Here is a 25,818-nt window from a genome sequence, read left to right on the forward strand (position 1 = left end):
CCTCCCTATACATTTTCTATCGCTTCTATCATTTGTTTGCTTTCGCCATACATTATTATATTGATCGTTACAGGCTTTGAAACGGTATCTGCCCGACAAAGCTCAAATACAGAAATAAAAGCAGCTATTCCAAAACAGAATACTGTTTCTATTAAAAGATTTATAAAAAAGATATAAGATCCATCCACACTTAAATTGCCATTACGAGATTCAGCAACGCCAATATCGTTAGGTCGCCCTCTGTTATCTGCGGTCACCATCATAATCACCGCGATGAGAGCCGTAAAAAAGCCGGAAGACGATTCTCCCGGCTTTTCCAGCTTATTTACCTGTTTCCGCAAAACGTTTGAGCCGCTCACCGATTTCGTCACGAACACGCTGAAAGAACGCCCATTTTTCCGCTTCGGATCCTTCCGCTTTTGCAGGGTCATCAAAGCCCCAGTGCTCGCGCTTGACGTGAGGCGGCGTCATCGGGCATTTATCAGCTGCGTCTCCGCAAAGCGTCACGACAAGATCAGCACTGTTTAAAATAGCCGGATCGATGATATCTGATGTTTGGCCGGATATGTCGATCCCCGCTTCCTTCATCGCTTTTACAGCATTCGGATTGAGCCCATGCGCTTCAATCCCCGCACTGTATACATTCCATTCATCTTCTAGATATTGTTTCGCCCAGCCTTCAGCCATTTGGCTGCGGCAGGAGTTGCCCGTGCATAAAAAGTAGATGGTTTTTTTAGGCATGTTTGTTCATCTCCCAAATGTTTTAGTGAATGATCAATAACCAGATATAAAGGCCGAATAAAGTCATCAGCAGGGTCGGAACCGTCAGGATAATCCCTGTTTTCACGTATGTCCCCCAAGAGATTTTCACTCCTTTTTGGGCGAGAACATGAAGCCATAACAGCGTCGCCAGCGACCCAATCGGCGTGATTTTCGGTCCCAGATCAGAACCGATGACATTTGCATAAATTAAGGCTTCTCTCATTATTCCATGTGTATCTGTACCGGCTATCGCAATAGCATCAATCATGACGGTCGGCATGTTATTCATTATCGATGATAAAATAGCCGCGATAAAACCCATTCCAATGGTTCCCGCCAATAGCCCCTGATCTGCGGCTGTCTGTATAAGGCTGGACAGAAGGTCTGTTAAGCCGGCGTTTCTTAACCCGTACACGACGACATACATCCCAATGGAAAAAAACACAATCGCCCACGGTGCCCCTTTGACCACCTGCTTTGTATGAACGGCCGGGCTGTTCTTCGCCATAATAAGAAAGAAAACAGCCACCGCACCGGCGATAAAGGATACGGGGATGGACCATATTTCGCTTACAAAATAACCGATTAATAACATGCCCAGCACAAGCCAAGACATACGAAACATGTTTATATCTTTAATGGCGTCAGCCGGTCTCTTCACCTGACTGAGATCATAATGTTTCGGAATCCCTTTTCTGAAAAATAAGTATAAAACGAGTATGCTTGCCGCAAGCGAAAAGAGATTCGGGACAATCATCCGTGCCGCATATTCAATGAACCCGACGTGAAAGAAATCGGCCGACACGATATTGACCAAATTGCTGACCACAAGCGGAAGCGATGTTGTATCAGCGATAAACCCGCTCGCGATAATAAATGGAAACACCAGCTTTTCTTCAAAACGCAAAGCCCGCATCATCGCAAGCACAATTGGCGTTAAAATAAGCGCCGCACCGTCATTGGCAAAAAACGCCGCCACGACAGCGCCTAAAACGGAAATATAAATAAACATACGCAGGCCGCTTCCTTTAGCCGCCTTTGCCATATGCAAAGCAGCCCATTCAAAAAAGCCAATGTGGTCTAAAATGAGCGAGATGAGAATGATCGCCACAAACGCCAGAGTGGCATTCCATACAATGCCCGTAACGTCCGCCACATCCTTCACGCTCACAACCCCCGCAAGCAAAGCCAAAACCGCTCCCCCGCAGGCTGACCAGCCAATAGACAGATGTTTCGGCTGCCAAATAACAAAAATAAGTGTAAGAATAAAGATCATTGCTGCTAAAACCGCTGAACTCAAACGAGAACCTCCTACTTACAAGAAACTTGAGTTTCTTTTTTCTGAATAGACTGCAACACGTCATCATTTGATCTGATGTGACCGAGAATCGATTGAATCAATCCATATTCAGGACAAGCCGAATTAATTGAATAAAACCGCCACTGTCCCTTTTTCTCTTCATTCACAAATCCAGCCTGTTTCAGCTTCCGCAAATGCTGGCTGATAGCTGGCTGGCTCATGTCAAACATCTCGACAAACTGGCAGACACAGTATGTTTTTTCCTCCAGCTTCTTCATGATCAAAAGCCTGGTTTGATCATGAAGAAGCTTCAGGCAGCGACTGATTTCAGTAGATGTCAAGGCATGCTTCATGAAAGCATCAGCTCCCTTCCGCGTTCATTGTATAATCCACTGAATATATAAGTCAATACTTATATAATAGAAGAGATAGGACCTCCGCTTAAAAATTTTTTTTACGGAAATGGCTTTATTTATACTGTCGTTATTGATGAATTTACATTTTTCATCACTTTTGTGTTGTTCGGTTAGGCTTAATAAAAAGGAACTTTATACCCATGCGAAAGCTTGTGATAACCTATAGAAGATGTAAAGAAATAATCAGCCTGATTAGTCCATAAGACCTGTACTCTTAAAATCTTTTTATTCATTTTCTATCAAACAAAAGAGGAAAATAGACCCGTTGAAATAAGGTCCAGTGTCTAATAGAATAATGTCGAAAAGTAAATTACGCAGGTTTGTTACTGATAAAGCAGGCAAGACCTAAAATGTGTTAAGGGCAAAGTGTATTCTTTGGCGTCACCCCTTTACATATTTTAGGTCTTTTTTTATTGCACGTAACCGACTTGCCACTCAACAGGAGGGCTGGAAGAAAGCAGACCGCTAACACAGTACATAAAAAAGGAGACATGAACGATGAACATCAAAAAGTTTGCCAAACAGGCAACAGCATTAACCTTTACAACCGCACTGCTGGCAGGAGGCGCGACTCAAGCGTTTGCGAAAGAAGCAGATCACAAACCGTATAAAGAGACATACGGCATTTCCCATATTACCCGCCACGACATGCTGCAAATCCCTGAACAGCAAAAGAATGAAAAATATCAGGTGCCTGAATTTGACCAATCAAAGATTAAAAACATCTCTTCCGCAAAAGGTTTGGACGTGTGGGACAGCTGGCCATTGCAAAACGCGGACGGCACAGTCGCAAACTATCACGGCTATCACATTGTCTTTGCATTAGCCGGAGACCCTAAAAACGCGGATGACACATCAATTTACATGTTCTATCAAAAAGTTGGCGAGACTTCCATTGACAGCTGGAAAAACGCAGGCCGTGTCTTTAAAGACAGTGACAAGTTTGACGCAAATGATCCCATCTTAAAAGATCAAACACAAGAATGGTCAGGATCAGCTACATTTACATCTGATGGCAAAATCCGTTTATTCTACACTGACTTTTCCGGTAAACATTACGGCAAACAAACACTGACAACTGCGCAGGTTAACGTGTCAACTTCAGACAGTTCTCTTACGATTAACGGTGTAGAAGATCACAAATCAATTTTTGACGGCGATGGCAAAACGTATCAAAATGTTCAACAGTTCATTGATGAGGGCAACTATAGTTCAGGCGATAACCATACGCTGAGAGATCCTCACTATGTGGAAGATCACGGCCGCAAATACCTAGTATTTGAAGCAAACACAGGAACTGAAGACGGCTACCAAGGCGAAGAATCTTTATTTAACAAAGCTTATTATGGCAAAAGCTCATCATTCTTCCGTCAAGAAAGTCAAAAACTTCTGCAAAGCGATAAGAAACGCACTGCAGAATTAGCTAACGGCGCACTTGGCATTATTGAGCTTAACGATGACTACACATTGAAGAAAGTCATGAAGCCGCTGATCACGTCTAACACAGTGACTGACGAAATCGAACGTGCAAATGTCTTCAAAATGAACGGCAAATGGTATCTGTTCACTGACTCTAGAGGATCAAAAATGACAATCGACGGCATTACGTCTAACGATATTTACATGCTGGGTTATGTTTCCAACTCCTTAACAGGCCCGTACAAGCCGCTGAACAAAACCGGCCTTGTGCTGAAAATGGATCTTGATCCTAACGATGTGACCTTTACTTACTCACACTTTGCCGTACCACAAGCTGAAGGTAACAATGTCGTTATTACAAGCTACATGACAAACAGAGGCTTCTATGCAGACAAGCAGGCAACGTTCGCGCCAAGCTTCTTATTGAACATCAAAGGCAAAAAGACATCTGTTGTGAAAAACAGCATCCTTGAACAAGGCCAACTAACAGTTAACAAATAAACGCAAAAGAAAATGCCGATACCCTATTGGCATTTTCTTTTATTTCTTTATTAAAATCTAAAGCGGAGAAACCGAAATGACATATAAAAAAACATGCAAATGGTCAGCGGTATTCCTCATCTTTTTAGGAATCCTTTTGTTTATAGACCTATGGCCAAAAGAGGAACCGGTCAAAAAATCAAAATCAACCCATAAGCCGGACTACCGGGCGGCATATCATTTTACGGCTCCTGACAAATGGAAAAACGACCCACAAAAACCCATCTATTTCGATGGAGAGTATCATTACTATTATCTGTATAACGGTGATTATCCAAATGGCAACGGCACGGAATGGCGGCATGCCGTATCAGAGGATTTGGTACATTGGACAGATGAAGGCGTGGCGATTCCCAAATACACAAATCCAAACGGCGACATCTGGACCGGATCATTCGTCATCGATAAAGAAAATACAGCCGGCTTTGGCAAAAATGCACTTGTCGCCATTGTGACTCAGCCTTCAGCCAAAGACAAAAAGCAGGAGCAGCATTTATGGTACAGCACAGACAAAGGGAAGACATTTAAGCCCTACACTGCTGATCCCATTATGCCCAATCCGGGGACAAATGATTTCAGAGACCCTAAAGTCATATGGGATGATCAGGATCATAAATGGGTAATGGTCATGGCCGAAGGAACAAAAATCGGCTTTTATGAATCCGATAATTTAAAGGATTGGCAGTACACAAGCGGTTTTATTACGAAGCAGGCAGGCATGATCGAATGCCCCGACCTATACATGATGCGGGCAAGTGACGGGACGACGAAGTGGATTCTCGGCGCAAGCGCAAACGGGAAACCGTGGGGCAAACCCAATACGTACGCCTACTGGACCGGTGGCTTTGACGGAAAAGAATTTTCTGCGGATCAAACCGAACCCCAATGGCTTGATTACGGATTTGACTGGTACGGGGGCGTAACGTTTGAGGACGGGAAAGACACAGATCAATTGAATAAGCGTTACGCGCTGGCTTGGATGAATAATTGGGATTACGCGAATAACACGCCGACCCGAAAAAATGGCTTTAACGGCACAGACTCAATCGTGCGTGAAATCCGGCTCCAGCAGCAGGACGGCACATACAGCCTCGTCTCACAGCCTGTTGAAGCATTGCAGCAGCTTTCCGCTTCCACTGACGAAGTGAAAGAACTGAGTGTCAGCGGCTCCAAAACCCTGTCCATAACAGGCGATACGTATCAGCTGGATATGGATCTTTCTTGGTCAGATATGAAAAACGCCGGCGTCCGGCTGAGAGAATCGGCAGACAAAAAACGCCATATTGATGTCGGCATATTTGCTGAAGGCGGCTATGCGTATATCAACAGAGCTTTCACAGACCAGCCTGATAAAAGCAAAAGGTTCGTTGAAAGCAAAGCGCCCTATGACAGCAGCAAACAAAATGTGCATTTAAAAATACTCGTTGATAAAACAACGATAGAAGTGTTTGTCGGTGACGGGAAAACCGTTTTTTCAAATGAAGTGTTCCCGAAATCCGAGGATAAAGGCATTACTCTTTTTTCTGAAGGCGGCTCAGCTTCCTTTACAAATATAAAAGTGAAACATTTCGATACGATTCATCAATAAAGACAGATGCAGCGCTTGCTGCATCTGTTTTTATTGTGAGAGCCGAAAGCAATCAGCAGGTGCGTATTGTCTGTTTCATATTGGGCATTGTAAGAAATATAAGGCTTGTTTCTAAGGAGGAAGCGGATGTCTAAACAAGGAAATTTTCAAAAATCGATGTCGCTGTTTGATCTGATTTTGATCGGGATGGGAGCTATCTTTGGATCAGCATGGCTGTTCGCTGTCAGTAATGTCGCTTCAAAAGCAGGACCCTCCGGCGCTTTTTCCTGGATTATGGGAGGAGCCATTATTCTGTTAATCGGACTGGTGTACGCGGAGCTCGGAGCCGCTTTGCCCCGCACTGGAGGCATCATCAGGTATCCGGTTTATTCACACGGCCATCTGGTCGGCTATTTAATTTCATTTGTCACAATTGTCGCTTACACAAGCCTGATTTCGATTGAAGTCACAGCTGTCCGGCAATATGTGGCCTATTGGTTTCCGGGCCTGACCAAAGAGGGCTCTGACTCCCCGACTATCGCAGGCTGGATTTTGCAGTTTGCCTTGCTCTGCTTGTTTTTCCTGCTGAATTATTGGAGCGTCAAAACCTTTGCTAAGGCCAATTTCATTATTTCTATTTTTAAATATATCGTTCCGGTCACGATCATTATTGTGCTGATTTTTCATTTTCAGCCAGGGAACTTATCGGTTGAAGGGTTTGCGCCTTTTGGTTTTACAGGCATACAGGCCGCCATTTCGACCGGGGGTGTCATGTTTGCGTATCTCGGGCTGCACCCTATCGTATCTGTTGCCGGCGAGGTGCAAAACCCGAAGCGTAACATCCCAATCGCATTAATTATCTGTATTATCGTTTCCACCATCATTTATACTGTTTTGCAAGTTACCTTTATCGGTGCGATTCCGACAGAAACGCTGAAAAACGGTTGGCCGGCAATCGGCCGTGAGTTTTCATTGCCGTTTAAAGATATTGCGGTCATGCTTGGTTTAGGATGGCTTGCAACGCTAGTCATTCTGGATGCGATCCTGTCCCCCGGAGGAAATGGGAATATATTTATGAATACGACGTCTCGTCTCGTTTACGCCTGGGCACGGAACGGCACGTTATTCCGTGTATTTTCAAAGGTCAATCAAGAAACCGGTACCCCCCGGGCGTCTCTATGGCTTTCGTTCGGTCTCTCGATATTCTGGACGCTTCCCTTTCCTTCATGGAATGCGCTCGTCAATGTTTGTTCTGTTGCCTTAATCCTTTCTTATGCGATTGCGCCGATTTCTTCAGCCGCACTGAGAGTAAATGCGAAGGACTTAAACAGGCCGTTTTATTTAAAAGGAATGAGCATTATCGGGCCGCTTTCATTTATTTTTACAGCGTTTATTGTGTACTGGTCAGGATGGACAACCGTTTCCTGGCTTCTCGGCTCACAGCTCGTCATGTTTTTGATCTATCTCTGCTTCAGCAAATACGCGCCTAAAGAAGATGTAAGCCTTGCCCAGCAGCTGAAATCAGCCTGGTGGCTCGTCGGATTTTATGTCATGATGCTGATTTTTTCCTATATCGGCTCTTTCGGGCATGGCCTAGGCTTGATCAGCAATCCCATCGATCTCATTTTGGTTGCTGTCGGCTCGCTTGCGATTTATTATTGGGCAAAGTATACCGGGCTCCCGAAAGCCGCGATTGATTATGATAAATAAAGAAGCAGGAGTTTCTCTTGCTTCTTTTTTCGCTTTACAAACGCCATCACTCGAGATAAAATGAATGATAGTCAGTCATTACAGGAGGTGTTCCTCATGCCAAAACAAACATCAGGAAAATATGAAAAGATTCTGCAGGCGGCGATTGAAGTCATTTCTGAAAAGGGACTCGATAAGGCCTCCATCTCAGATATCGTAAAAAAAGCCGGGACTGCCCAAGGAACGTTTTATTTATATTTTTCATCCAAAAATGCTTTGATTCCGGCCATAGCGGAAAACCTTCTCACTCACACGCTAGAGCAAATCAAAGGAAGACTGAATGGCGAGGAAGATTTTTGGACCGTCTTACAAACCTTAATTGATGAGACGTTTCACATCACAGAGCGCCATAAAGATATTATTGTCCTTTGCTATTCGGGGCTTGCCATCGACCATTCCATGGAAAAATGGGAGACCATTTATCAGCCTTATTATTCCTGGCTTGAGAACATCATCAACAAGGCGATCGACAGCCAAGATGTGATCGAAGGCATCAATGCAAAGTGGACGGCAAGAACCATCATCAATTTAGTTGAGAACACAGCAGAACGGTTTTATATCGGGTTTGAACAAGATGAAAATCTTGAAGTATCTAAAAAAGAAATTTTTACATTCTTAAAACGGAGCTTAGATAAAGCTTAAAAAATGACTGGGTGACACCGCTCATTTTTTAATATCTAAAAATGACTGACGTTCATTCATAAAAAGAGGTGTTTATGTTGTATTGGATGCTTGTTTTAATAGCAGGGCTTCTAGAAGTGGTTTGGGCCTCCTCCCTCAAACATGCGGATTCGCTTTTTGATTGGATTATCGTTTTTCTATTAATAGCGATAAGCTTTATACTGTTAATCCGCTCTTATCGAAAAATCCCTATGGCCGCGGCGTATACCGTATTTGTCGGAATTGGAACGGTCGGAACCTACACGACCGGAATCTACTTAGGCGAATCCTTCTCAGCAGCCCAAATCTTCTTTTTAATGCTGCTGCTAGCCGGCATTTTAGGAATGAAGCTTTTCACAAAAGAAAGTAAAACTCAGCCGAGAGGTGAAAAATAATGGCGTGGTTTTTATTATTCATTGCGGGTATAGAAGAAATTATAGCTGCCATCGCCATGAAATATATAGACGGCACAAAGAAAAAATGGCCGATTATTGTGATGACTGCCGGATTTGCTTTATCTTTTTACTGCCTTTCACAGGCCATGCAAATCCTGCCATCCGGTGTTGCTTATGCCGTTTGGACCGGTATAGGCAGCATAGGCGTAACAGCAGTCAGCCTGATTTGGTTTAAGGAACGGTTTCAGCTTTCTCAGCTGATTTCTCTTTGCCTGATCCTTGCCGGTGTCATCGGCCTGCGTCTTACGTCTTAATCATAAAAGGCATATACAGATAGCTGTATATGCCTTTTATCTTTTACTCATCATCTTGATGTTTATGAAGGTGAAGCGGCGGCGGGATCAGCCAGCCCTTGTTTTTCAGCAGCCTTAAGTATTTTGCTCCTGTTGCTGCCTTGCTCATATGAAATTGCCCAAACATCATGGCAATGTCTTCGCGAATCGACTGTCCCATAATTTTGCTGCATGTCACAAGACCCACTGCATTTTGCGCCGCTGCAGATGCGGCCACATCCGGATCGAGAAACCGCGCGCCCGGCGGAATCTCGTTTAGATCTGCGTCCGGCGGCTCAGGAGAAGCAGGCGGAAGCGCCACGCCGTTTTCTTTCAGGATATTGCTGACCTGTTTGATTTCATCTTGACACTTCTCAATGGCCTCATGAAGCAGCTTCTTTAAGTCGGCATCACCAACATGATGCAATAACATCTGAAAATTGCCGATCATTTTATTTCCCGCCATCACATAACTCCACAAGCTGAATACCTCACCATAATGCATCGGTTCTTCTTGCGGATTACCGCTTAAAATTCCCATTGTCATCCTCCTTAGCAAATTCAATACTGTTCATTTACCTACGATGCCCTGCATGGGGAAAATTATGTATTTGCGATTATGTTTTCTTGTACAACACAAAAAAGACAAGAGCGGCAATCGCCAAACCCTTGTCTTTCCTGTTGTTCTATTGGACGCGCTCGGAGGGATTCGAACCCCCGACAGACGTGGTACCGGAAACCACCGCTCTATCCAACTGAGCTACGAGCGCATATTGACATATTTTCACTGCGTGATGATAACGTCAGCATAACTCATTATACGGCATTTCAGCTAAAAAAACAACCCTCTTTTTGAAAGGGCTGTTTTTTTAAGAAGACACATCATCTTCTTTCAGAACCTCACATACGATGGTTTGAACCGTTGTATTTTTGGGGAAAATGGGAAAAAGAGAAGAGTTTGCATGTCAAGCCAGCTTTTTGTTTGACCTTTATTGACCAAAAATGTATCATGTAACTACATACTTACCTAAAAGGTGAAGGAGGAGCATTATGAATTTAATACCTACAGTCATTGAACAAACGAACCGCGGGGAAAGAGCGTATGACATTTATTCTCGTTTATTAAAGGATCGTATCATCATGCTTGGATCTGCGATTGATGACAACGTTGCGAACTCCATCGTGTCACAGCTTTTATTCTTAGAAGCAGAAGACCCTGAAAAAGATATTTCTATTTACATCAACAGCCCGGGCGGCTCTATCACAGCCGGTATGGCGATTTATGATACCATGCAGTTTATTAAGCCAAAGGTATCTACAATTTGTATCGGTATGGCTGCATCAATGGGTGCATTCCTGCTTGCTGCCGGAGAAAAAGGCAAACGCTATGCGCTTCCTAACAGTGAAGTTATGATTCACCAGCCACTTGGCGGAGCGCAAGGTCAGGCAACAGAAATTGAAATTGCTGCGAAACGCATTCTCTTGCTTCGCGACAAATTAAACAAAGTGCTTGCTGAACGCACAGGCCAGCCGCTTGAAGTCATTGAGCGCGATACTGACCGCGATAACTTCAAATCAGCCGAAGAAGCAATGGAATACGGCTTGATTGATAAGGTTTTGACACGCAACACAGAAGAGCAAAAGTAATACTGCGACCTGCAAGAGACATGTCTCTTGCAGGTTTTTTCATGCTAAAGGAATTTACTTACTGACAAGTGAACATACAAAACATCGGAAATGCAGCCCCTTTCTCCTCCTTTCACATTTGTATACTGTTTATTCTATAAGCCTTCCACTCTTCATTGAGCACATCAAACGACAAATCGCAAGTTTGCCTGACAATCAAATCAGCATCATGCATTGATTGTTCATGACCGACTCCAACCGCAAACATCCCGGCAGATTTAATGGCGGCGATACCCGCTTCAGCGTCTTCTATTGCCGCACAATCAGCCGGAGAGACGCCAAGCAGCGCTGCGGCGGTTAAAAATATCTCGGGATCAGGTTTCCCGTTCGCAAGAGCCGTTGGGTAAGAGAATTTCTTGTCACAAGCTGCAAAGCATAATGGCGGCGGTCCAGCTCCCGGCTGATTCCGGTCAGCAAGTTCATGTAATACGGCTCTGTCGTATCCATTTCCTCGAGAATCAACAGTTTGACAACCTGTGTTCTGTTTTGCACGAGCGCTCTTGCCGCATAATTAGGGATGTAATTCAGCTCTTTCATCGCGGAATGAACAAGCTTTTTTAATTCGTCTGTCACCGTCTCAGGGTGATTGATCACTCTTGATACCGTCATTTTCGAAACATTTGCTTTTTTCGCTACATCTGACAATGTTGCCATTTTCATCCCCTCCTCACCTGTGCTTATTACGCCTATCCAAACTAGTGAAAAAGTCCTTTATTATAGTAAATTATACTATGTAACCATAAAGAAACTAAAAAAGAGATTTCCTACAGGAAACCTCACATTGTAATAATCAGCTTTGATTGCTCACTAAATTTCTGTCCACTTTTTCTCTAAAATCGGATATGAGTAGTTCTTCATTTGCTCAATTAACTCATCGGGCCGTGAAGAGCTATGGATCAGTTTAAGATGAGAGTCGTTAGAAAATCCTTCTTGAATGCTGTATTTGATCATTTTCATCATCGGTTCAAAATATCCGTTGACATTATACAGTCCGATCGGCTTTTGATGAATGCCGATCTGCGCCCAGCAAAGCACTTCAAATAATTCTTCATATGTACCGAAACCGCCAGGCATGGCGATATAGCCGTCAGCCAGTTCGCTCATTTTTGCCTTTCGTTCATGCATGCCGTTGACTTCAATCAGCTCTGTCAGATTTTGATGGACAACCTCTCCGCTGAACAGGCCGCTCGGCATCACTCCAATTGCAGTGCCGCCGTTTTCCATTAACGCATCGGCAATCGCGCCCATCAAACCTACTCGAGAGCCCCCGTATACCAGGCCGATTCCCTGCTCTGCCATATACACGCCAAGCTCCGTCGCTTTTCTTTTATACGCTTCATTTCCCCCCGGGTTTGAGCCCGCAAATACACAAATTGTTTTCATCTTGTCATCTCCGCATCTATATATCGTGTTAACATTCAAAAAAACACACTATATATTGTCCCACCTTCATGTGATAATATCAATATGAAATACATAAAGAATGCAGGAGTGATGATGTTGCAGCTGGCAGATGCTGAAAAATGGATGAAAGAGTTTTACGAAAAAAGGGGCTGGACGGAATACGGACCGTTTATTCGAGTCGGGTTTTTAATGGAGGAAGCCGGAGAGCTGGCACGGGCTGTCCGGGCGTATGAAATCGGCAGAGACCGGCCGGATGAGAAAGAATCGACACGAGCTGAGCAAAAACAAGAATTGATTGAAGAAATGGGAGACGTCATCGGGAATATCGCCATCCTTGCTGATATGTACGGCGTTTCATTAGGTGACGTGATGAAAGCCCACCAAGAAAAACTGACAAAACGATTTGAGCATGCATAAAAAAAACGGCCGCAGTCGGCCGTTTTTTTTCACCCTGTGATTTCATCATGATGATCAAAGAAATGCTGCTTCCCTATTTTGTGAAATAGGCCTGTTTTATGCAGCAGCTCCCTTGGCTGAGACTGCAGTCCTACAATCATCAGCTTTCCGTTGTGGCGTTTAATTCGGTTCATAACGTTCCCAAGCACTGCTTCTGCGGATGTATCCATGTAATGCACTTTATTCATGAGCAAAATGAGGGTCTTCGGCTTTTTCTGTACATGCTCTAACAGTGACGATTCAAGTGAATCAATCGATCCGAAAAACAGCGGTCCTTCTATGGAGTACATGCTGACCGAAGGATCTGTCCCCTGCTCCCTCTTAGCCGCTTTCGCAAGAGCTGGATGAGACTCCTGATTGTGAATACGGGTCGCTTCGCTCATTCTTCTGATGAAGAACACAAATGCGAGCAACAATCCGGTCGCCACACCGACGATTAAATCGAACAGAACCGTCAGGACAAAGGTAGCGGCTAAAATGAAGGAATCGGCGTTTTTCAGTCTCAGCATGTTTGCGACTTCCTTCCGCTCACTCATATTCCATGCGACAACCATCAAAATCGGCGCCATACTTGCAAGCGGAACGTGGGAAGCATAAGGCGCGAATACAAGCAGTACGAGAAGAACCACGACGCCGTGAACGACACCTGAGACAGGTGAAACCGCTCCATTTTTAATATTGGTTGCCGTCCGCGCAATCGCTCCGGTAGCCGGGATTCCGCCAAACAGCGGCGCGGCCATATTCGCAATCCCCTGGCCGACAAGCTCTTTGTTGCTGTCGTGCTTTGACCCTTTCATATTATCGGCAACCATCGCGGATAATATGGACTCGAGGCCGCCAAGAAGCGCGATGACAAGCGCTGCCGGAAACAGCATGACCATTTTATCTATTGTCAGCTCCGGAAACTGAAATTCCGGCAAATGGCGAGGAATTTCTCCATAGGTTGAGCCAATCGTTGCCATGCGGTCAGGGAAAAACACAACCGCAACAAGCGTGGAAATGAGAAGAGCCAATAAAGCTCCGGGTATCTTTGGCATCACTTTGGCGGATACAAGCAAAATGACAAGTCCGATGACCGCTGTCAAAATGGCATATCCGTTAAAGGTGCCGAGCTTCTGTGCAATTTCAAACATGTTGTGATGAAAGTTCTCATGTTTTTCTACGTTTTTCAAACCGAGAAAATTAGCGATTTGTTCAGTGAAGATTAACACGGCGATTCCAGCCGTAAATCCGACGATAACTGGCTTCGGCACGTACTTCATAATTTTGCCGAGCTTAAACAATCCGAACAGCACCAGCATGACGCCTGCCATAAACCCCGCTATCAGCAGATTTTCCAGCCCATACTGCATCACGATACCGAATAAAATCGGGACAAACGCGCCTGTCGGACCGCCTATTTGATATTTAGATCCCCCGAACAAAGAAATACAGATCCCCGCCACAACAACAGTATACAGCCCATATTCAGGCTCGACTCCCGAGGCAATGGCAAACGCCATACCTAAAGGAATTGCCACGACTCCTACTACGATACCTGCAATCAGGTCTTTCTGAAATTTCTGTAAATTGTATCCCTTGAATCTCCCAGAGAATCGCATATTTTGTTAAAACCTCCCTTATGAATTAGTCTTTATGAACTCAGTTTCATAACCGTTAATCACGACGTCAAGTTTGCCTGTCTCCGGGTGTATCACAAGCCCGTGAACCGGCAGCTTTTTTGGCAGAAGCGGATGATTCTTGATCAGATTGACACTGTGGGAAACGCTTTCTTCCACACTGTGAAAGCCGGTCAGCCAGGTTTTCAAATCTAATCCGGCGCTATCAAGTAAACTCAGGCAGCTTGCTTCTACCCCGCGTTCCTTTGCTTTTTCTAGAATTGAGGTAGCATTCAGGCCTGACATCCCGCATTCATGGTGGCCGATGATGCAAACCTCTTCCGCCTGCAATTCATAAACGGCGACCAATATGCTGCGCATGACACTTCCAAATGGGTGAGAAACGATGGCTCCCGCGTTTTTTACAATCTTAGCATCGCCGTTTTTAAGCCCCATTGCTTGCGGAAGAAGTTCTGTGAGTCTTGTATCCATACAGGTAACAATAACGAGCTTTTTTGAAGGGAATTTTGTCGTTTTGTAGGGTTCGTACTTCTTCTCTCTGACAAACTGCTGATTGTGTTCCAAAATTGATGTTAAAGAAACCATTCTAAATTCATCTCCCATCCATATGATTTTGCAAGCCTTCTTGCCTAGCTTACAGTAAGGAATTATAGCATAGGAACAGGCCGCGAAAAGGCTTTCATTAAAAGACGATCTAATTGGACTGTAAAATAAAAACATAAACATTTATATCTTTCAAAGATAATAAAATTTATATTTATTGAATCCTATAATCCAGGTTTTGCTGATATTTTGGTGATTTGTCTGACAAAAAATATAGGCGAATTCAGATAATTAAAAAACTTATTTAAGCAGAGGCTGCTATTTTTTCATTCATCGCAATCATTTTAAGTTCAAAAGAACCAGAAATTTAACAAACGCAGCAATATTTCTAACTTTTATCTCTTTCCGATATAATAAAATAGACAACAGCCATAAAGGGGGAGCCTTGTTGAAACCATTTGTATTTATCACCAAACCCATTCCTAAAGAGATTGAACACATGATCAGTGAGCATTGCCGTTATGAGATATGGCAGGAGGATTCACTTCCACAAGAGGTGCTATTCGAGAAAATGAAAGATGCTGAAGGGCTTTTAACGACTGGAACATCTGGGCCGTCCATCAACAGCGAGCTGCTTGAACATGCTCCTAAGCTGAAGGTCGTCAGCAATCAATCCGTCGGATACGATAATTTTGATATAGAAGCGATGAAAGAAAGAAGCGTCGTCGGCACTCATACGCCTTATACACTGGATGATACAGTGGCAGATCTGGCCTTTTCTTTAATTCTTTCATCGGCCAGACGTGTTGCTGAGCTTGACCGTTTCGTCCGGGCCGGTAAATGGGGTACGGTTGAAGAAGAAGACCTTTTCGGCATTGACGTCCATCATCAAACATTAGGCATTATCGGTATGGGCAGAATCGGCGAGCAAGCGGCCAGACGCGCCAAATTCGGTTTCGATATGGACGTGCTTTATCATAACCGCCACCGCAAACAAGAAACTGAAGAAAGCATCGGCGCCAAATACGCTGAACTTGACACACTCCTGGAGCAATCAGATTTTGTTTTGCTGATTACTCCGCTGACTGACGAAACGTATCACATGATCGGGGAACGCGAATTTAAACTGATGAAGGATTCCGCAATTTTCGTCAATATTTCCCGGGGAAAGACAGTTGATGAAAAAGCCCTCATCCGCGCTCTTCAAGAAGGCTGGATTCGTGGTGCCGGTTTAGACGTGTACGAAGAAGAACCTGTCGCAAAAGACAATCCGCTCTTGCAGCTTGACAATGTCACACTACTGCCGCATATCGGCTCAGCAACAGCGAAAGTGCGCTTCAATATGTGTAAACAGGCTGCTGAAAACATGATCGCAGCTATCAAAGGGGAAACACCGAAAAATCTGACAAGAGAATTTCGGTAAATTAAAAAATCCGGTCTGATGAAGACCGGATTTCATATTACATATGCTGGAGTACAGCACGCTTATAAATATGACGTGTGACGATATAATAAACAGCCTGGAATACAAAATAAATAAAGATGACGATCACGGCCTCAAGAAATAAGTTAGCATGCAGCATGTTGCTTAACGCCACATACGCAAAACCGGCGTGAATCGTACCCGCGATAAACGGGATGAAGAACAAAAATCCAATTTGTCTTCCAAGGATAGAGTGAATCTCTTTGTCCGTAACTCCCATTCTCTTTAATGCTAACACTTGCACTCTCGTATCTTCTATTTCAGTAAACATCCGCAAATACAGCATGCTGCCTTGAACAATAAAAAACAGTACGCTGACAAACAGACCAATAAACAGCATGAGTGCGACTCCCTGCTTCACAACTTGAAAACTCGGAGCACGCGTTTGAAAATCAGATGTATGTTCTTTCGGCACCATGTTTTCAAGCTTCTCAGAGACCTCCACCGTCTCCTGCCAATGCTCAAGCTCATAGCCTACCACTCTTGTCTGATCCTTTAGCCGCACCTCCTGTGTCAGGCTGTCAAAGCTTTTTTCGCTGACAACCAATAAACGGCTGACTCCTCCGACTGACATCAATATCCCTTTGTTTTGCTGCTTTTTCATGACATAGGAAAGTGATTTTCCTGACTTCATATGAAACGCTGCTTTTTCCCCTTCCCCGAACGTATCTTTCACCATCATTTGAAACGGAACATTGATAAACGCTTCATTTTCTTGTACATGAATAACAGGAAAACCTTTTTCCTTTGCGACTTGATTATAAATTTTCTCTGAAATCAGCAAGGCCTCTGCTTCCGCTTTCCTGTTCCCATACGGCAAATCTGATTGAAATGTAACAGGAATCCCTGTGGCATTCACCTTATATTTAATCTCAGTATTTGCTTTTTTCAATGTATTCTCAGCGGTCTCAGGCTTCATAACCTGAAAGCGGGAAGCGTCTTTTTCCACCCAGGCAACAGATTGAGGAATGCTTTGCTCCTCCTGCCTTTCTAAATCAGCATAAAACATATAGATCACACCTGTAGCGGTTAAAATGACTGCTGTAATCACAGAGGTTAAAAACAGCATGCGTGCGTGATCTTTCAGCCTGAATATCATGTTGGAACGCACAATGATATTGGTTCCTTTGTAAAAGCTGTGTTTCTTTCTGTACAGCATGCGAAAAAACGCGACACTGCTTTGTGTAAAAAAGAAATACGTGCCGATTAACACTAAAATCAAAATCGGAAAGACACGAAACATCATGTCGATCGCATTGGCTGTGGCAGACAGATAATAACCGCCAGCCAGACAAAGCAAAGACAGCACAGTGAGCCATTTTGAATAGGCCGGTAGATTTTTAGGTTTTTGAGCTGATTTAATCAAATCTATGATTTCGAGCTTGCGAATCTGCCCCAGCGATAAAATAAGCAGGACTTGAAACAATATGAGAAAACCGACCGCCGTCAGCACAAATGCTTTCGGTACAATCGCAAACGAGATCGGCACCTTCACACTGAGCATCCATGTCATGACCATAAAAAACAGTTTCGAAAATAACAGCCCCGTGCCGATACCGGCCGCAATCGCCGCAAGAGAAATCAGCGACTGCTCATAATAAATCATCTTTCGGAGCTGCTGCTTTGATGTCCCGAACAGCGTAAACAAGCCAAACTCTTTCTTTCTCGCCTGCAGAAATGCTGAATTTGAATAGGAAATAAAGAATATACAAAACACGATAATGACGATAAGAGCCGCGCTCAAACACGTTTTCACAAGGCTTCCGCCATACACATTGTCTTCCGTCACATCCGGGTGAAAAATAAAAGAGGTGAAGACGAAAAAGACCGAGACGGCAAACACACAGCTTAAAAAGTAAGCAACATATCTTTGCAGATTCCCAATAATGTTCTTACGGGCGATGGTTCTCAAATTCATGAAAATCGCCTCCCAACACACTCAGGGTATCTAGGATACTTTGATAAAACACCTGCTGATTCGTCCCCCTGCGGATCTCTGAAAAAAATTTTCCGTCTTTAATAAAGACGATTCGTTTACAGAAGCTTGCCGCTGTGGCATCATGCGTAACCAATAGTATCGTTGCTTCCTTTTCTTCATTCAGCTGAGCCAGCGTGTTCATCACCTGTTTTGCAGATTTCGAATCAAGGTTGCCTGTCGGTTCATCCGCCAGTATCAGAGCCGGATTATGAATAATGGCTCTTGCACAGGCCGCACGCTGCTGCTGGCCTCCCGACACTTCGTACGTACGGTGGTCGAGAATATGTTTGATTTGCAATGTATCTGCCAGTTCATCTAAGCGGTTTTCCATTTCACTCAGCTTTACCTTGTCCAACGCGAGCGGAAGCAGGATGTTTTCCCGAATCGTCAGCGTATCAAGCAGATTAAAGTCCTGAAAGACGAAGCCCAGCTCTCTTCTGCGAAACAGAGCCAGGTCTTGATCCTTTAACGTTTTCGGCTGGATGCCGTTGATCATCATCTCGCCCTGGGTCGGCTTATCAATGGTGGCCAGCAAATTCAGGAGCGTCGTTTTTCCGCTTCCTGACGGCCCCATGATGCCGACAAATTCTCCTTTATTTACACTGAGATCAAAATCGCTAAGCGCCTGATATGACATCGTTCCTTTATTTGAATAATATGTTTTTGACAGCTTCGTTGTTTGCAGTACGTTCATGCCTCTGATCCTCCTTTTTTCTTTATTATAAAAAGGAAGTCAGCAGCCTCCCATCGAACTTTCTTTCAATCTCGCTTTCGAACCTTACAATGCTGTCACATTTGCCAGAGTGTCACTTGAAAAGACAATTGTCATCACGGTGCCCGCTCCCTCTTTTGATTGCGCGTCCAGTTTATGGCCCAGCTGGCTGCACACCTCTTTCGCCAAATAGAGGCCCATTCCTGTCGCCTGTGTCATGCTTCTCCCGTTTTCACCAGTAAAAAACGGATCAAAAATCCGGGGAAGATCCTGCGCCGGGATGCCGATACCGTCATCTGCAACTGATAAACGCGTCTCATGTCCTTGCGTTTCAATCCGGATGGTAATATGGTCACCACCGCCTTGCTTTGAATATTTCAGGGCATTGAAAAGGATTTGCTCCACAACAAAGGAAAGCCACTTTTGATCACTGGAAACTTGGACGGCGTTTGGCGGCACATGTAATTTCGGGAAAAGCCGCCGTTTAATAAACTGCCGTTTTTCCTGATTGATCAATGAGCGGACAAGCTCTGTCAAATCAAAGGTTTCAGGTTTTACATCAAAAGCGAACTCCTCCAGCCGGGCTGTTTGCAGCATCATATCCAGCCCGTGGCGAAACCGTTCATTTTCATCCTCCAGTTCCTCTAAAAATGTCTGAAAGGAAGAAGCGGTCCCGTTCTTTCCTTCTTGAATCATTAAGGAGATGACGGATACGGGTGTTTTCATATGGTGAATCCATTGATTCGTAAAAGTATAATGCTGTTTTTGTTTATTAATATATTGTGAGAGCTTTCCCGCGTATTGATCACCAAGCGCGTTAATCATTTTTGTCCAGAGGGCTTGTTCTCTAGTTCTTGGCTTGCGGGCTTCAAGTGACCGCCCTATGTCATTCGAAGCGGGTGCCTGATCGGCCAGTTTTTTCAAAAATGCCAGAAAGGAAACTTGCCGCATGTAGTCGGCAGTAAAACCAGCGGCCAAAAGGACACCAGGCAGGACCCATATGTATATCATATTTTCTGAAGCAGGCTCGGCACCGCTCTCTATAATGCTTAAATATGCGATAAACATGGCGGCACCTATGCTTAATAAGGAAAAAAGAATAATAGCTAATCGGTCGATGATATAAGTCTTTAACACTCCCGCTCATCCTTCCGATTGACTTCAAATACATAGCCCTGTCCCCTGATCGTTGCAATGGCATCTTTCAATCCGGCATTCTCCAGCTTTCTCCGCAGCCGATTGACATTGACCGTTAATGTATTATCATCAACAAAATCAACGTCGTCCCATAATGCCTCCAGCAATTCATCACGCGAGACAATTTTTTTGTGCTCTCTTATGAAAATCGAAAGCAGCTGAAATTCTTTTTGTGAAAACGAGATGCGGCTGTTCTTCCACTCCGCTTCATATTGATCTGGATATATCGTTAGACCGCCAAGCTCCACCAGTCTTGATTCTTGGGACAAAGAAGGAGAATACTCACCATAGGTCCTGCGCAGCACGCTTTTGATTTTGGCCATGACGACTTCTAAGTGAAACGGCTTTGTGATATAGTCATCGCCCCCGTTCTCAATCGCCATCACCTGATTCAGCTCATCAGTCCGCGCCGAGATAAAAATAATCGGGGCATTGGAAACCGTTCGGATTTGCCTGCACCAATAAAACCCGTCAAAAAAAGGCAGGTTGATATCAAGCAGCACAAGATCCGGTTTCATTTCCGAAAATTCTTCCTTTATGTCATTCAGCTTTTCAGCTATTTTTATATGATATCCGTATTTCTGAAGATGGCCGCCCAGCAATGACGCAATCCGTTCATCATCTTCCACGAGTAAGATCCGATACACGTTTATCCCCCTTATATATCTAACACGGTGATTTTTCTAGAAGATTCCAAAATTATTATAGCATGTGGGGGATAGTAAATCGGGCTTTTTCTATTCGTTATGGTAGAATGAAAAAAGGGAAAAATTTCTTAATAAGTAGGTGTTATTATGAAGATAATCATGCTACTTGTAACCATTACGTCAACTCTTTCAGCATGCCAGCCGAACTATACCGGGGAATACATAGAAATTGGAGATTCACTGACTGAATACGAAAAAGAGTGCTTTAAAGAGAATCACATTCCTTATCAATATGAAAAAGGGAAACTGTATATCCCGGAAGATGCATTTGATGTAGTAATCAATACTTGTTCATAAGAAAAAGCTTGCAGTATGTCTGCAAGCTTTTCACATTACAAAAAATAAGTGTTTAATTTCTCTTCAAACTCTGAAGGGGCGATGTCACTTTTTTGGCCTTCTCCGCCGTTTTCATGAATCGTAAAATGGCGGTCTGACATGACCATCCGCCCGTTCGGTGTCAACTTTGAGGCGAGCAGTGATTTGTTAAAAGGAGATTTTTCATGAGAATGAATCAGGTCCTTCATGTCATCTAAATCACCGGGATCCCTCTCTTCAAGGGTAAAGGCATAACCGATTTGCCAGCCTTCTCCTTTGTCCATCAACAGAAGATGGGTGCCCTTTTCCGTCGCTTTTTCCTTGATTCGGAAGGCTCCCACAGGAGATTGTACCGTTTCTCCGGAAAGCGGTATCGGCTCCAGCGCCAGGTTGATGCCAAATCCAATATCAACAATGTAATCTCCCTTTTCAGCCGACAGCCATACAGCAGCATGGGTTCCTTCTAATGCCCACTCTTCTTGTTTTCCTGCATAAACTGTTCCGCGAATGAGCTTCACATGAAAACCGGCATCACGTAAGACATAGTAAAGAAAACCATTCAAGTCGTAGCATAGCCCCCCATGCTGTTCTTTGATCAGACGGCGCCAAAGCTCTTCTTTGGTTACCTTATAATTCTCTTTTGCAAGAACTGCCCGGTTTTCAAAAGGGTATCGGTACGCCATTGCTTTTAGAAAAAGGGGAAGATCCTCGAAGCTGACATGATCCTTCTCCCAGCCGATTTTCTTAAAACAGTCTTTCAGAAAATCACTCATTTTGTATCACCTAAACTTCCTCTTGAACATACGCCGAAAGCTTTTCCAGCGCCTCTTGTTCATCTTCTCCCTCGGCAATCAATGTGACTTCTGTGCCTGTGCTTACCGCAAGGCTCATCAGCCCCATGATGCTTTTCGCATTTACTTTCTTCCCATCCTTCTCAAGAAACACATCTGACGTAAACCGGTTTGCTTCTTGTACAAACAAAGCAGCAGGACGCGCCTGCAGTCCTGTCTTTAATCGAACTTCCACTTTCTGCTGAACCATAAGATCTCCCCTTTTCTTTACGGTTATTTTAAAGTGACGGTTTGCCCTGTCCGCAGCTGTTCTGCAATTTCGTCAAGTTTTCTCAGCCTGTGATTGATCCCTGATTTGCTGATTTTCCCGCTCGCTACCATTTCCCCCAGCTCTTTCAGCGTCACTTCCTGGTAATCAATCCGCAGCTGCGCGATTTCCCGAAGTTTTTCAGGAAGCGCCTCCAAGCCGATTCTTTCATCGATGTATTTAATATTTTCCACCTGTCTGAGCGAAGCCCCGATGGTTTTGTTTAAGTTGGCTGTTTCACAATTGACAAGACGATTAACCGAATTTCTCATGTCTCTGACGATTCTGACATCCTCAAAACGCAGCAGTGAATTATGTGCGCCGATCACGTTCAGAAATTCAGTAATCTTTTCAGCCTCTTTTAAGTAAGTGATATAGCCTTTTTTCCGCTCGAGCGTTTTGCTGTTTAATTGGAACTCATTTAACAGTTCGCATAATGAATCGTTATGCTCTTTATAGAGAGAAAAAATTTCTAAATGGTACGAGGAGGTTTCCGGGTTATTGACTGAACCTCCCGCCAAAAATGCCCCTCTCATATAAGAACGCTTGCAGCATCTCTTTTTGACAAGCTCTTTTGAAATATTTCGTTCAAACACAAAATTCTCGCCGAGTATTTTTAAATCCTCTAAGATGAACTTTGCATTCTCTGAAAAACGCACAATATAGACGTTATTCTTTTTCAGCCGCATTTTCTTTCTGACCAGCAGATCAACCGACACATCATATTGTCTTTTCAGCAATGTATAGATGCGGCGGGCAATCGCTGCATTTTCAGTTTGAACATCAAGTACGAGATGGCGGTTAGCAAATGATAAAGATCCATTCATTCGGATAAGTGCAGACAGCTCTGCCTTAATGCAGCAATCCTTCACTTCCAGGTTCGTTAATTCTTTTTTTGTTTCCGATGCAAATGACATATAGCCACCTCATTTCAAGGCTTCATTCTTTCAATAAATCGACAAGAAGAGAGGCCACTTTATGTGTATCGTGACGAATTACGCCATTTTTATGTGTTACGATTTGATCTCTGATAACTTCAAGCCCCATTGCTTTCAGCTCTTCGATATCAAAATCAACAGGACGCGCCGATTCTACTGCGTACTTACGTTTTATTTCGTCAGGAATGTCTTCACTGTTAACCAGTATGGTATCGATAAAACCGCAGCCCATATGCTGATTGAGCGCTTTCACATGATCAGCAGCGGTATAATGCAGCGTTTCTCCGGGCTGTGTCATCACGTTGCAGATATATACTTTTTTCGCCGGCGCCTTGATCACTTCTTCTCCAATTTTTGGAACGAGCAAATTCGGAAGAATACTGGTATATAGGCTACCCGGCCCGATAATAATCAGATCCGCTTCCCTGATCACATCTATTGTTTCCGGCAGCGGATCAATGTTTTCAGGCGTCAGAAAAACGCGCTTAATACGCTGGCCGTACTCCGGAATAGTGGACTCGCCTGTGACCACGCGGCCGTCTTCCATTTCGGCATGCAGAACAACACTGGCATTGGCTGCCGGCAACACCTTTCCTCTTACATTCAGCACCTTGCTCATTTCTGTGACAGCGTGAAAAAAATCACCGGTTATATTCGTCATCGCTGCCAAAATTAAATTTCCGAGTGAATGGCCCGTTAAATCGTTCCCCTTATTAAAGCGGTGCTGAAAGAGATCCTCAACTAGCGGCTCCACATCGGATAAAGCGGCAAGCACATTTCTGATGTCTCCGGGTGGCGGGATTTTCAGTTCGTTCCGCAGCCGCCCCGAGCTTCCTCCGTCATCAGCAACAGTGACAATCGCCGTAATATCAACGGGTTTATGCTTTAAGCCCCGAAGCAATACAGAAAGGCCCGTGCCGCCGCCAAAGATGGCAATTTTCGATTTTTGTTCCATCTTATTTCCGGCTTCTCTTTTCGATGTCCCGGTGAGTAACATGAGTATAGTAATCCTTTTTGAAATAGTCAGCTAAATACTCGGCAAGCGTCACAGAGCGGTGCTGGCCCCCTGTGCAGCCGATCGCAATGACGAGCTGGCTCTTTCCTTCTCTTTTGTAGGACGGCAGCATAAAGCTGAGTAAATCGATTAATTTTTCATTGAACTTTTGTGTTTCGTTCCACTTCATGACGTAAGACGATACCTCTTCATCTTTTCCGGTCAGCGGCCTCATGCTTTCGATATAATATGGGTTCGGCAGAAATCTGACATCAAAAACGAGATCGGCATCAATGGGAATACCGTATTTAAAACCAAATGACATGACATTTACTGTAAATGTCTCGCCTTGGTTTGTCGCAAAATGCTTTACGATTTTCTCGCGCAGATCGCGCGGCTTCATGTCTGATGTGTCATAAATCATTTGAGAGCGGCCTTTTAATTCCTCAAGCAGCTCACGTTCCAGCGCGATGCCTTCGAGCGGAAGACCAGTCGCCGCCATCGGATGCGAACGTCTCGTTTCTTTATATCTTGTCACGAGGATCGAATCCTTCGCGTCCAGGAATAAAATTCGCGGTGTAATCCACGGATTTTCCGCCATTTCATCGAGCGCCTCAATCAGCCGGTCAAAAAATTCACGGCCGCGCAAATCCATAACAAGCGCGACCTTGCTCATTTTCGAATTTGATTCCTTCATCAGCTCTAAAAATTTCGGAAGCAATGAAGGCGGCAGATTATCGACGCAGAAATACCCGAGATCCTCAAAGCTTTGAATCGCAACGGTTTTCCCCGCGCCCGACATACCGGTTATAATGACAAGCTGAATATCATGTGATTCACTAACACTCATCTTTCTCCCCCCTGACTTGTCTTTCTATTTGATATGCTGCGGATCTAAACGATAACTGAGCAGCTCAAACTCCGGTGTATACGTAAATGTGCCGTGCAGCAGCCCTTGTCCCTTCATCATAAAGTCCAGGATATGGCCGTCTCCCGGAGCCATAGGCAGGTTTTGAATCTCCTTCACATTGTGCCACTGCAAAATGCCTTCCTCTGATTCAGACACGTTCTCTCCCGTATAGGAATCAGCGACAAACGTAAACATCATCCACTCGGACACAATATGGTCACCGTCTTTAATGATAAAGGTAAAAACGCCTTTTAGCTGAGGATTTATAATATAGATACCTGTCTCTTCTCTAAATTCTCTGATGACGGAATCCCTGACTGATTCTCCGCTCTCCATCTTGCCTCCCGGCGCGACCCACCAGCCGCGTCTTGGCTTTTGGAGAAGAAGAACTTTGTCATCCGCCTTGAGAACACAATTTGTCACTCTTTGCAAGTACGTCACCTAACCTTCTCGTCCTGTCATCGTCTCTTTATTATACCGTTTCAAGATGCCTCTCACAATGAAGAGACATTGACAATCTTTCCTTCTATTTTACAGCATATTCTTCCCAGCGTTCAGATGATTTTATTGTGAAAGGAAATTGTCTTTTATTTTTGGACAAAAAAAGGACACGGATAACTGGAGAATCCGTGCCAAAA

At 44.2% G+C, this 25,818-nt stretch carries 28 protein-coding genes, 1 tRNA gene and 2 pseudogenes; 10 read left to right on the plus strand and 21 right to left on the minus strand.

Going from position 1 to position 25,818, the window contains the following annotated elements:
• Positions 1 to 5: 5 nt before the first annotated feature.
• The 4 genes from HC660_RS17405 to HC660_RS17420 are packed head-to-tail and all read right to left on the minus strand — an operon-like array spanning position 6 to position 2,415.
• Positions 6 to 341 carry a hypothetical protein gene (locus HC660_RS17405; RefSeq protein ID WP_168748813.1) on the minus strand — a complete coding sequence of 112 codons (336 nt, stop codon included), beginning with the start codon at positions 339 to 341 and terminating at the stop codon, positions 6 to 8.
• Positions 322 to 741 (minus strand): arsenate reductase (thioredoxin), encoded by a 420-nt coding sequence (arsC, locus tag HC660_RS17410; RefSeq protein ID WP_168748814.1) that lies wholly within the window; start codon positions 739 to 741, stop codon positions 322 to 324. Before arsC ends, HC660_RS17405 begins: the two co-directional genes overlap by 20 nt.
• Positions 742 to 763: 22 nt before the next feature.
• Positions 764 to 2,062, minus strand: coding sequence for an arsenic transporter (locus HC660_RS17415; protein ID WP_168748815.1), 1,299 nt, complete (start codon positions 2,060 to 2,062; stop codon positions 764 to 766).
• 11 nt (positions 2,063 to 2,073) lie between these two features.
• Positions 2,074 to 2,415: an ArsR/SmtB family transcription factor gene (locus HC660_RS17420; RefSeq protein ID WP_010331969.1), complete on the minus strand. Its 342-nt coding sequence runs from the start codon at positions 2,413 to 2,415 to the stop codon at positions 2,074 to 2,076.
• A gap of 561 nt (positions 2,416 to 2,976) precedes the next feature.
• Here HC660_RS17420 and sacB point away from each other — a divergent pair.
• The 6 genes from sacB to HC660_RS17450 all read left to right on the plus strand — a co-directional run bounded on the left by sacB (position 2,977) and on the right by HC660_RS17450 (position 9,122).
• The gene (sacB, locus tag HC660_RS17425; protein WP_010331970.1) at positions 2,977 to 4,398 is read left to right on the plus strand and encodes a levansucrase; all 1,422 of its coding nucleotides are present in this window, start codon (positions 2,977 to 2,979) and stop codon (positions 4,396 to 4,398) included.
• Between the two features lie 76 nt (positions 4,399 to 4,474).
• A complete protein-coding gene (locus HC660_RS17430; RefSeq protein WP_168748816.1) occupies positions 4,475 to 6,025 on the plus strand; it encodes a glycoside hydrolase family 32 protein in 1,551 nt (516 codons plus the stop codon).
• Between the two features lie 126 nt (positions 6,026 to 6,151).
• Positions 6,152 to 7,714 (plus strand): aspartate/proton symporter AspP, encoded by a 1,563-nt coding sequence (gene aspP / locus HC660_RS17435; RefSeq protein ID WP_168748817.1) that lies wholly within the window; start codon positions 6,152 to 6,154, stop codon positions 7,712 to 7,714.
• 96 nt (positions 7,715 to 7,810) lie between these two features.
• On the plus strand, positions 7,811 to 8,395 hold the full coding sequence (locus HC660_RS17440) for a TetR/AcrR family transcriptional regulator (RefSeq protein ID WP_168748818.1): 585 nt from the start codon (positions 7,811 to 7,813) through the stop codon (positions 8,393 to 8,395).
• Positions 8,396 to 8,472: 77 nt separating this feature from the next.
• The gene (locus HC660_RS17445; RefSeq protein ID WP_168748819.1) at positions 8,473 to 8,808 is read left to right on the plus strand and encodes a DMT family transporter; all 336 of its coding nucleotides are present in this window, start codon (positions 8,473 to 8,475) and stop codon (positions 8,806 to 8,808) included.
• Complete coding sequence (locus HC660_RS17450; protein WP_029441074.1) at positions 8,808 to 9,122, plus strand: DMT family transporter; 315 nt, start codon at positions 8,808 to 8,810, stop codon at positions 9,120 to 9,122. Before HC660_RS17445 ends, HC660_RS17450 begins: the two co-directional genes overlap by 1 nt.
• A 43-nt stretch (positions 9,123 to 9,165) precedes the next feature.
• Here the strand turns inward: HC660_RS17450 and HC660_RS17455 are convergent, their stop codons facing one another.
• Both HC660_RS17455 and HC660_RS17460 read right to left on the minus strand, forming a co-directional pair.
• Positions 9,166 to 9,681, minus strand: a complete 516-nt coding sequence (locus HC660_RS17455) for a DUF3231 family protein (protein ID WP_168748820.1) — start codon at positions 9,679 to 9,681, stop codon at positions 9,166 to 9,168.
• A 153-nt stretch (positions 9,682 to 9,834) separates the two neighbouring features.
• A tRNA-Arg gene (locus HC660_RS17460) sits at positions 9,835 to 9,910 on the minus strand.
• A 280-nt stretch (positions 9,911 to 10,190) separates the two neighbouring features.
• On the opposite strand from HC660_RS17460, the gene clpP reads away from it, so the two are divergent.
• Positions 10,191 to 10,787 carry an ATP-dependent Clp endopeptidase proteolytic subunit ClpP gene (gene clpP, locus HC660_RS17465; RefSeq protein WP_003326811.1) on the plus strand — a complete coding sequence of 199 codons (597 nt, stop codon included), beginning with the start codon at positions 10,191 to 10,193 and terminating at the stop codon, positions 10,785 to 10,787.
• Positions 10,788 to 10,899: 112 nt separating this feature from the next.
• On the opposite strand, the pseudogene HC660_RS17470 reads toward clpP, so the two are convergent.
• The 3 genes and pseudogenes from HC660_RS17470 to HC660_RS17480 all read right to left on the minus strand — a co-directional run.
• A pseudogene (locus HC660_RS17470) lies at positions 10,900 to 11,169 on the minus strand (HAD-IA family hydrolase); the annotation flags it as partial.
• Positions 11,170 to 11,171: 2 nt separating this feature from the next.
• Positions 11,172 to 11,480 (minus strand): annotated as a pseudogene (locus HC660_RS17475) (LacI family DNA-binding transcriptional regulator); the annotation flags it as partial.
• 153 nt (positions 11,481 to 11,633) lie between these two features.
• Positions 11,634 to 12,209, minus strand: a complete 576-nt coding sequence (locus tag HC660_RS17480) for an LOG family protein (RefSeq protein WP_010331986.1) — start codon at positions 12,207 to 12,209, stop codon at positions 11,634 to 11,636.
• A 117-nt stretch (positions 12,210 to 12,326) separates the two neighbouring features.
• On the opposite strand from HC660_RS17480, the gene HC660_RS17485 reads away from it, so the two are divergent.
• The gene (locus tag HC660_RS17485; protein ID WP_010331987.1) at positions 12,327 to 12,647 is read left to right on the plus strand and encodes a MazG nucleotide pyrophosphohydrolase domain-containing protein; all 321 of its coding nucleotides are present in this window, start codon (positions 12,327 to 12,329) and stop codon (positions 12,645 to 12,647) included.
• 29 nt (positions 12,648 to 12,676) lie between these two features.
• On the opposite strand, the gene HC660_RS17490 is transcribed toward HC660_RS17485, so the two are convergent.
• Both HC660_RS17490 and HC660_RS17495 read right to left on the minus strand, forming a co-directional pair.
• Positions 12,677 to 14,287 (minus strand): SulP family inorganic anion transporter, encoded by a 1,611-nt coding sequence (locus HC660_RS17490; RefSeq protein WP_168748821.1) that lies wholly within the window; start codon positions 14,285 to 14,287, stop codon positions 12,677 to 12,679.
• A gap of 18 nt (positions 14,288 to 14,305) precedes the next feature.
• Positions 14,306 to 14,890, minus strand: coding sequence for a beta-class carbonic anhydrase (locus HC660_RS17495; RefSeq protein WP_010331989.1), 585 nt, complete (start codon positions 14,888 to 14,890; stop codon positions 14,306 to 14,308).
• Positions 14,891 to 15,293: 403 nt separating this feature from the next.
• Between HC660_RS17495 and HC660_RS17500 the strand changes: the two genes are divergently transcribed.
• On the plus strand, positions 15,294 to 16,271 hold the full coding sequence (locus tag HC660_RS17500; RefSeq protein ID WP_168748822.1) for a 2-hydroxyacid dehydrogenase: 978 nt from the start codon (positions 15,294 to 15,296) through the stop codon (positions 16,269 to 16,271).
• A gap of 37 nt (positions 16,272 to 16,308) precedes the next feature.
• Here the strand turns inward: HC660_RS17500 and HC660_RS17505 are convergent, their stop codons facing one another.
• The 4 genes from HC660_RS17505 to HC660_RS17520 form a co-directional block, all read right to left on the minus strand.
• Complete coding sequence (locus tag HC660_RS17505; protein ID WP_168748823.1) at positions 16,309 to 18,249, minus strand: FtsX-like permease family protein; 1,941 nt, start codon at positions 18,247 to 18,249, stop codon at positions 16,309 to 16,311.
• On the minus strand, positions 18,224 to 19,003 hold the full coding sequence (gene psdA, locus HC660_RS17510; RefSeq protein ID WP_168748824.1) for a lantibiotic ABC transporter ATP-binding protein PsdA: 780 nt from the start codon (positions 19,001 to 19,003) through the stop codon (positions 18,224 to 18,226). Before psdA ends, HC660_RS17505 begins: the two co-directional genes overlap by 26 nt.
• 84 nt (positions 19,004 to 19,087) lie before the next feature.
• Positions 19,088 to 20,158 carry a HAMP domain-containing histidine kinase gene (locus HC660_RS17515; protein ID WP_168748825.1) on the minus strand — a complete coding sequence of 357 codons (1,071 nt, stop codon included), beginning with the start codon at positions 20,156 to 20,158 and terminating at the stop codon, positions 19,088 to 19,090.
• Positions 20,152 to 20,865 (minus strand): response regulator transcription factor, encoded by a 714-nt coding sequence (locus tag HC660_RS17520; protein ID WP_168748826.1) that lies wholly within the window; start codon positions 20,863 to 20,865, stop codon positions 20,152 to 20,154. The genes HC660_RS17515 and HC660_RS17520 overlap by 7 nt, the downstream gene beginning before the upstream one ends.
• A 147-nt stretch (positions 20,866 to 21,012) precedes the next feature.
• Between HC660_RS17520 and HC660_RS17525 the strand changes: the two genes are divergently transcribed.
• A complete protein-coding gene (locus HC660_RS17525) occupies positions 21,013 to 21,222 on the plus strand; it encodes a hypothetical protein (RefSeq protein ID WP_010331995.1) in 210 nt (69 codons plus the stop codon).
• Between the two features lie 35 nt (positions 21,223 to 21,257).
• Here the strand turns inward: HC660_RS17525 and HC660_RS17530 are convergent, their stop codons facing one another.
• From HC660_RS17530 to HC660_RS17555, 6 genes are read right to left on the minus strand one after another with little or no spacing between them, the layout of a single operon-like run.
• Positions 21,258 to 22,013, minus strand: a complete 756-nt coding sequence (locus HC660_RS17530; protein ID WP_168748827.1) for an arylamine N-acetyltransferase family protein — start codon at positions 22,011 to 22,013, stop codon at positions 21,258 to 21,260.
• A 10-nt stretch (positions 22,014 to 22,023) separates the two neighbouring features.
• Positions 22,024 to 22,281, minus strand: a complete 258-nt coding sequence (locus tag HC660_RS17535; protein ID WP_024122965.1) for an HPr family phosphocarrier protein — start codon at positions 22,279 to 22,281, stop codon at positions 22,024 to 22,026.
• Between the two features lie 23 nt (positions 22,282 to 22,304).
• Entirely contained in the window at positions 22,305 to 23,255 is a 951-nt protein-coding gene (gene whiA / locus HC660_RS17540; RefSeq protein ID WP_010331998.1) for a DNA-binding protein WhiA, read from the minus strand.
• A gap of 22 nt (positions 23,256 to 23,277) precedes the next feature.
• Positions 23,278 to 24,231, minus strand: a complete 954-nt coding sequence (gene mgfK, locus HC660_RS17545) for a gluconeogenesis morphogenetic factor MgfK (RefSeq protein WP_168748828.1) — start codon at positions 24,229 to 24,231, stop codon at positions 23,278 to 23,280.
• 1 nt (position 24,232) lies between these two features.
• On the minus strand, positions 24,233 to 25,120 hold the full coding sequence (rapZ, locus tag HC660_RS17550) for an RNase adapter RapZ (RefSeq protein WP_010332000.1): 888 nt from the start codon (positions 25,118 to 25,120) through the stop codon (positions 24,233 to 24,235).
• Between the two features lie 24 nt (positions 25,121 to 25,144).
• Positions 25,145 to 25,621: an 8-oxo-dGTP diphosphatase gene (locus HC660_RS17555; RefSeq protein ID WP_168748829.1), complete on the minus strand. Its 477-nt coding sequence runs from the start codon at positions 25,619 to 25,621 to the stop codon at positions 25,145 to 25,147.
• Positions 25,622 to 25,818: the final 197 nt, after the last annotated feature.

Origin of the sequence: Bacillus mojavensis (assembly GCF_012648005.1) — a bacterium.
In the GTDB taxonomy this organism is placed as follows: Bacteria; Bacillota; Bacilli; order Bacillales; family Bacillaceae; genus Bacillus; species Bacillus mojavensis.

Bases quoted from the DNA above. Each gene is read 5' to 3' on its own strand.
- HC660_RS17535 (WP_024122965.1), bottom strand. From the start codon at position 22,281: ATGGTTCAGCAGAAAGTGGAAGTTCGATTAAAGACAGGACTGCAGGCG.
- HC660_RS17440 (WP_168748818.1), top strand. From the start codon at position 7,811: ATGCCAAAACAAACATCAGGAAAATATGAAAAGATTCTGCAGGCGGCG.
- HC660_RS17480 (WP_010331986.1), bottom strand. From the start codon at position 12,209: ATGAAAACAATTTGTGTATTTGCGGGCTCAAACCCGGGGGGAAATGAA.
- sacB (WP_010331970.1), top strand. From the start codon at position 2,977: ATGAACATCAAAAAGTTTGCCAAACAGGCAACAGCATTAACCTTTACA.
- aspP (WP_168748817.1), top strand. From the start codon at position 6,152: ATGTCTAAACAAGGAAATTTTCAAAAATCGATGTCGCTGTTTGATCTG.
- rapZ (WP_010332000.1), bottom strand. From the start codon at position 25,120: ATGAGTGTTAGTGAATCACATGATATTCAGCTTGTCATTATAACCGGT.
- HC660_RS17490 (WP_168748821.1), bottom strand. From the start codon at position 14,287: ATGCGATTCTCTGGGAGATTCAAGGGATACAATTTACAGAAATTTCAG.
- HC660_RS17495 (WP_010331989.1), bottom strand. From the start codon at position 14,890: ATGGTTTCTTTAACATCAATTTTGGAACACAATCAGCAGTTTGTCAGA.
- HC660_RS17420 (WP_010331969.1), bottom strand. From the start codon at position 2,415: ATGAAGCATGCCTTGACATCTACTGAAATCAGTCGCTGCCTGAAGCTT.
- HC660_RS17525 (WP_010331995.1), top strand. From the start codon at position 21,013: ATGAAGATAATCATGCTACTTGTAACCATTACGTCAACTCTTTCAGCA.
- mgfK (WP_168748828.1), bottom strand. From the start codon at position 24,231: ATGGAACAAAAATCGAAAATTGCCATCTTTGGCGGCGGCACGGGCCTT.
- HC660_RS17450 (WP_029441074.1), top strand. From the start codon at position 8,808: ATGGCGTGGTTTTTATTATTCATTGCGGGTATAGAAGAAATTATAGCT.
- arsC (WP_168748814.1), bottom strand. From the start codon at position 741: ATGCCTAAAAAAACCATCTACTTTTTATGCACGGGCAACTCCTGCCGC.
- HC660_RS17430 (WP_168748816.1), top strand. From the start codon at position 4,475: ATGACATATAAAAAAACATGCAAATGGTCAGCGGTATTCCTCATCTTT.
- HC660_RS17530 (WP_168748827.1), bottom strand. From the start codon at position 22,013: ATGAGTGATTTTCTGAAAGACTGTTTTAAGAAAATCGGCTGGGAGAAG.
- psdA (WP_168748824.1), bottom strand. From the start codon at position 19,003: ATGAACGTACTGCAAACAACGAAGCTGTCAAAAACATATTATTCAAAT.
- HC660_RS17455 (WP_168748820.1), bottom strand. From the start codon at position 9,681: ATGGGAATTTTAAGCGGTAATCCGCAAGAAGAACCGATGCATTATGGT.
- HC660_RS17505 (WP_168748823.1), bottom strand. From the start codon at position 18,249: ATGAATTTGAGAACCATCGCCCGTAAGAACATTATTGGGAATCTGCAA.
- clpP (WP_003326811.1), top strand. From the start codon at position 10,191: ATGAATTTAATACCTACAGTCATTGAACAAACGAACCGCGGGGAAAGA.
- whiA (WP_010331998.1), bottom strand. From the start codon at position 23,255: ATGTCATTTGCATCGGAAACAAAAAAAGAATTAACGAACCTGGAAGTG.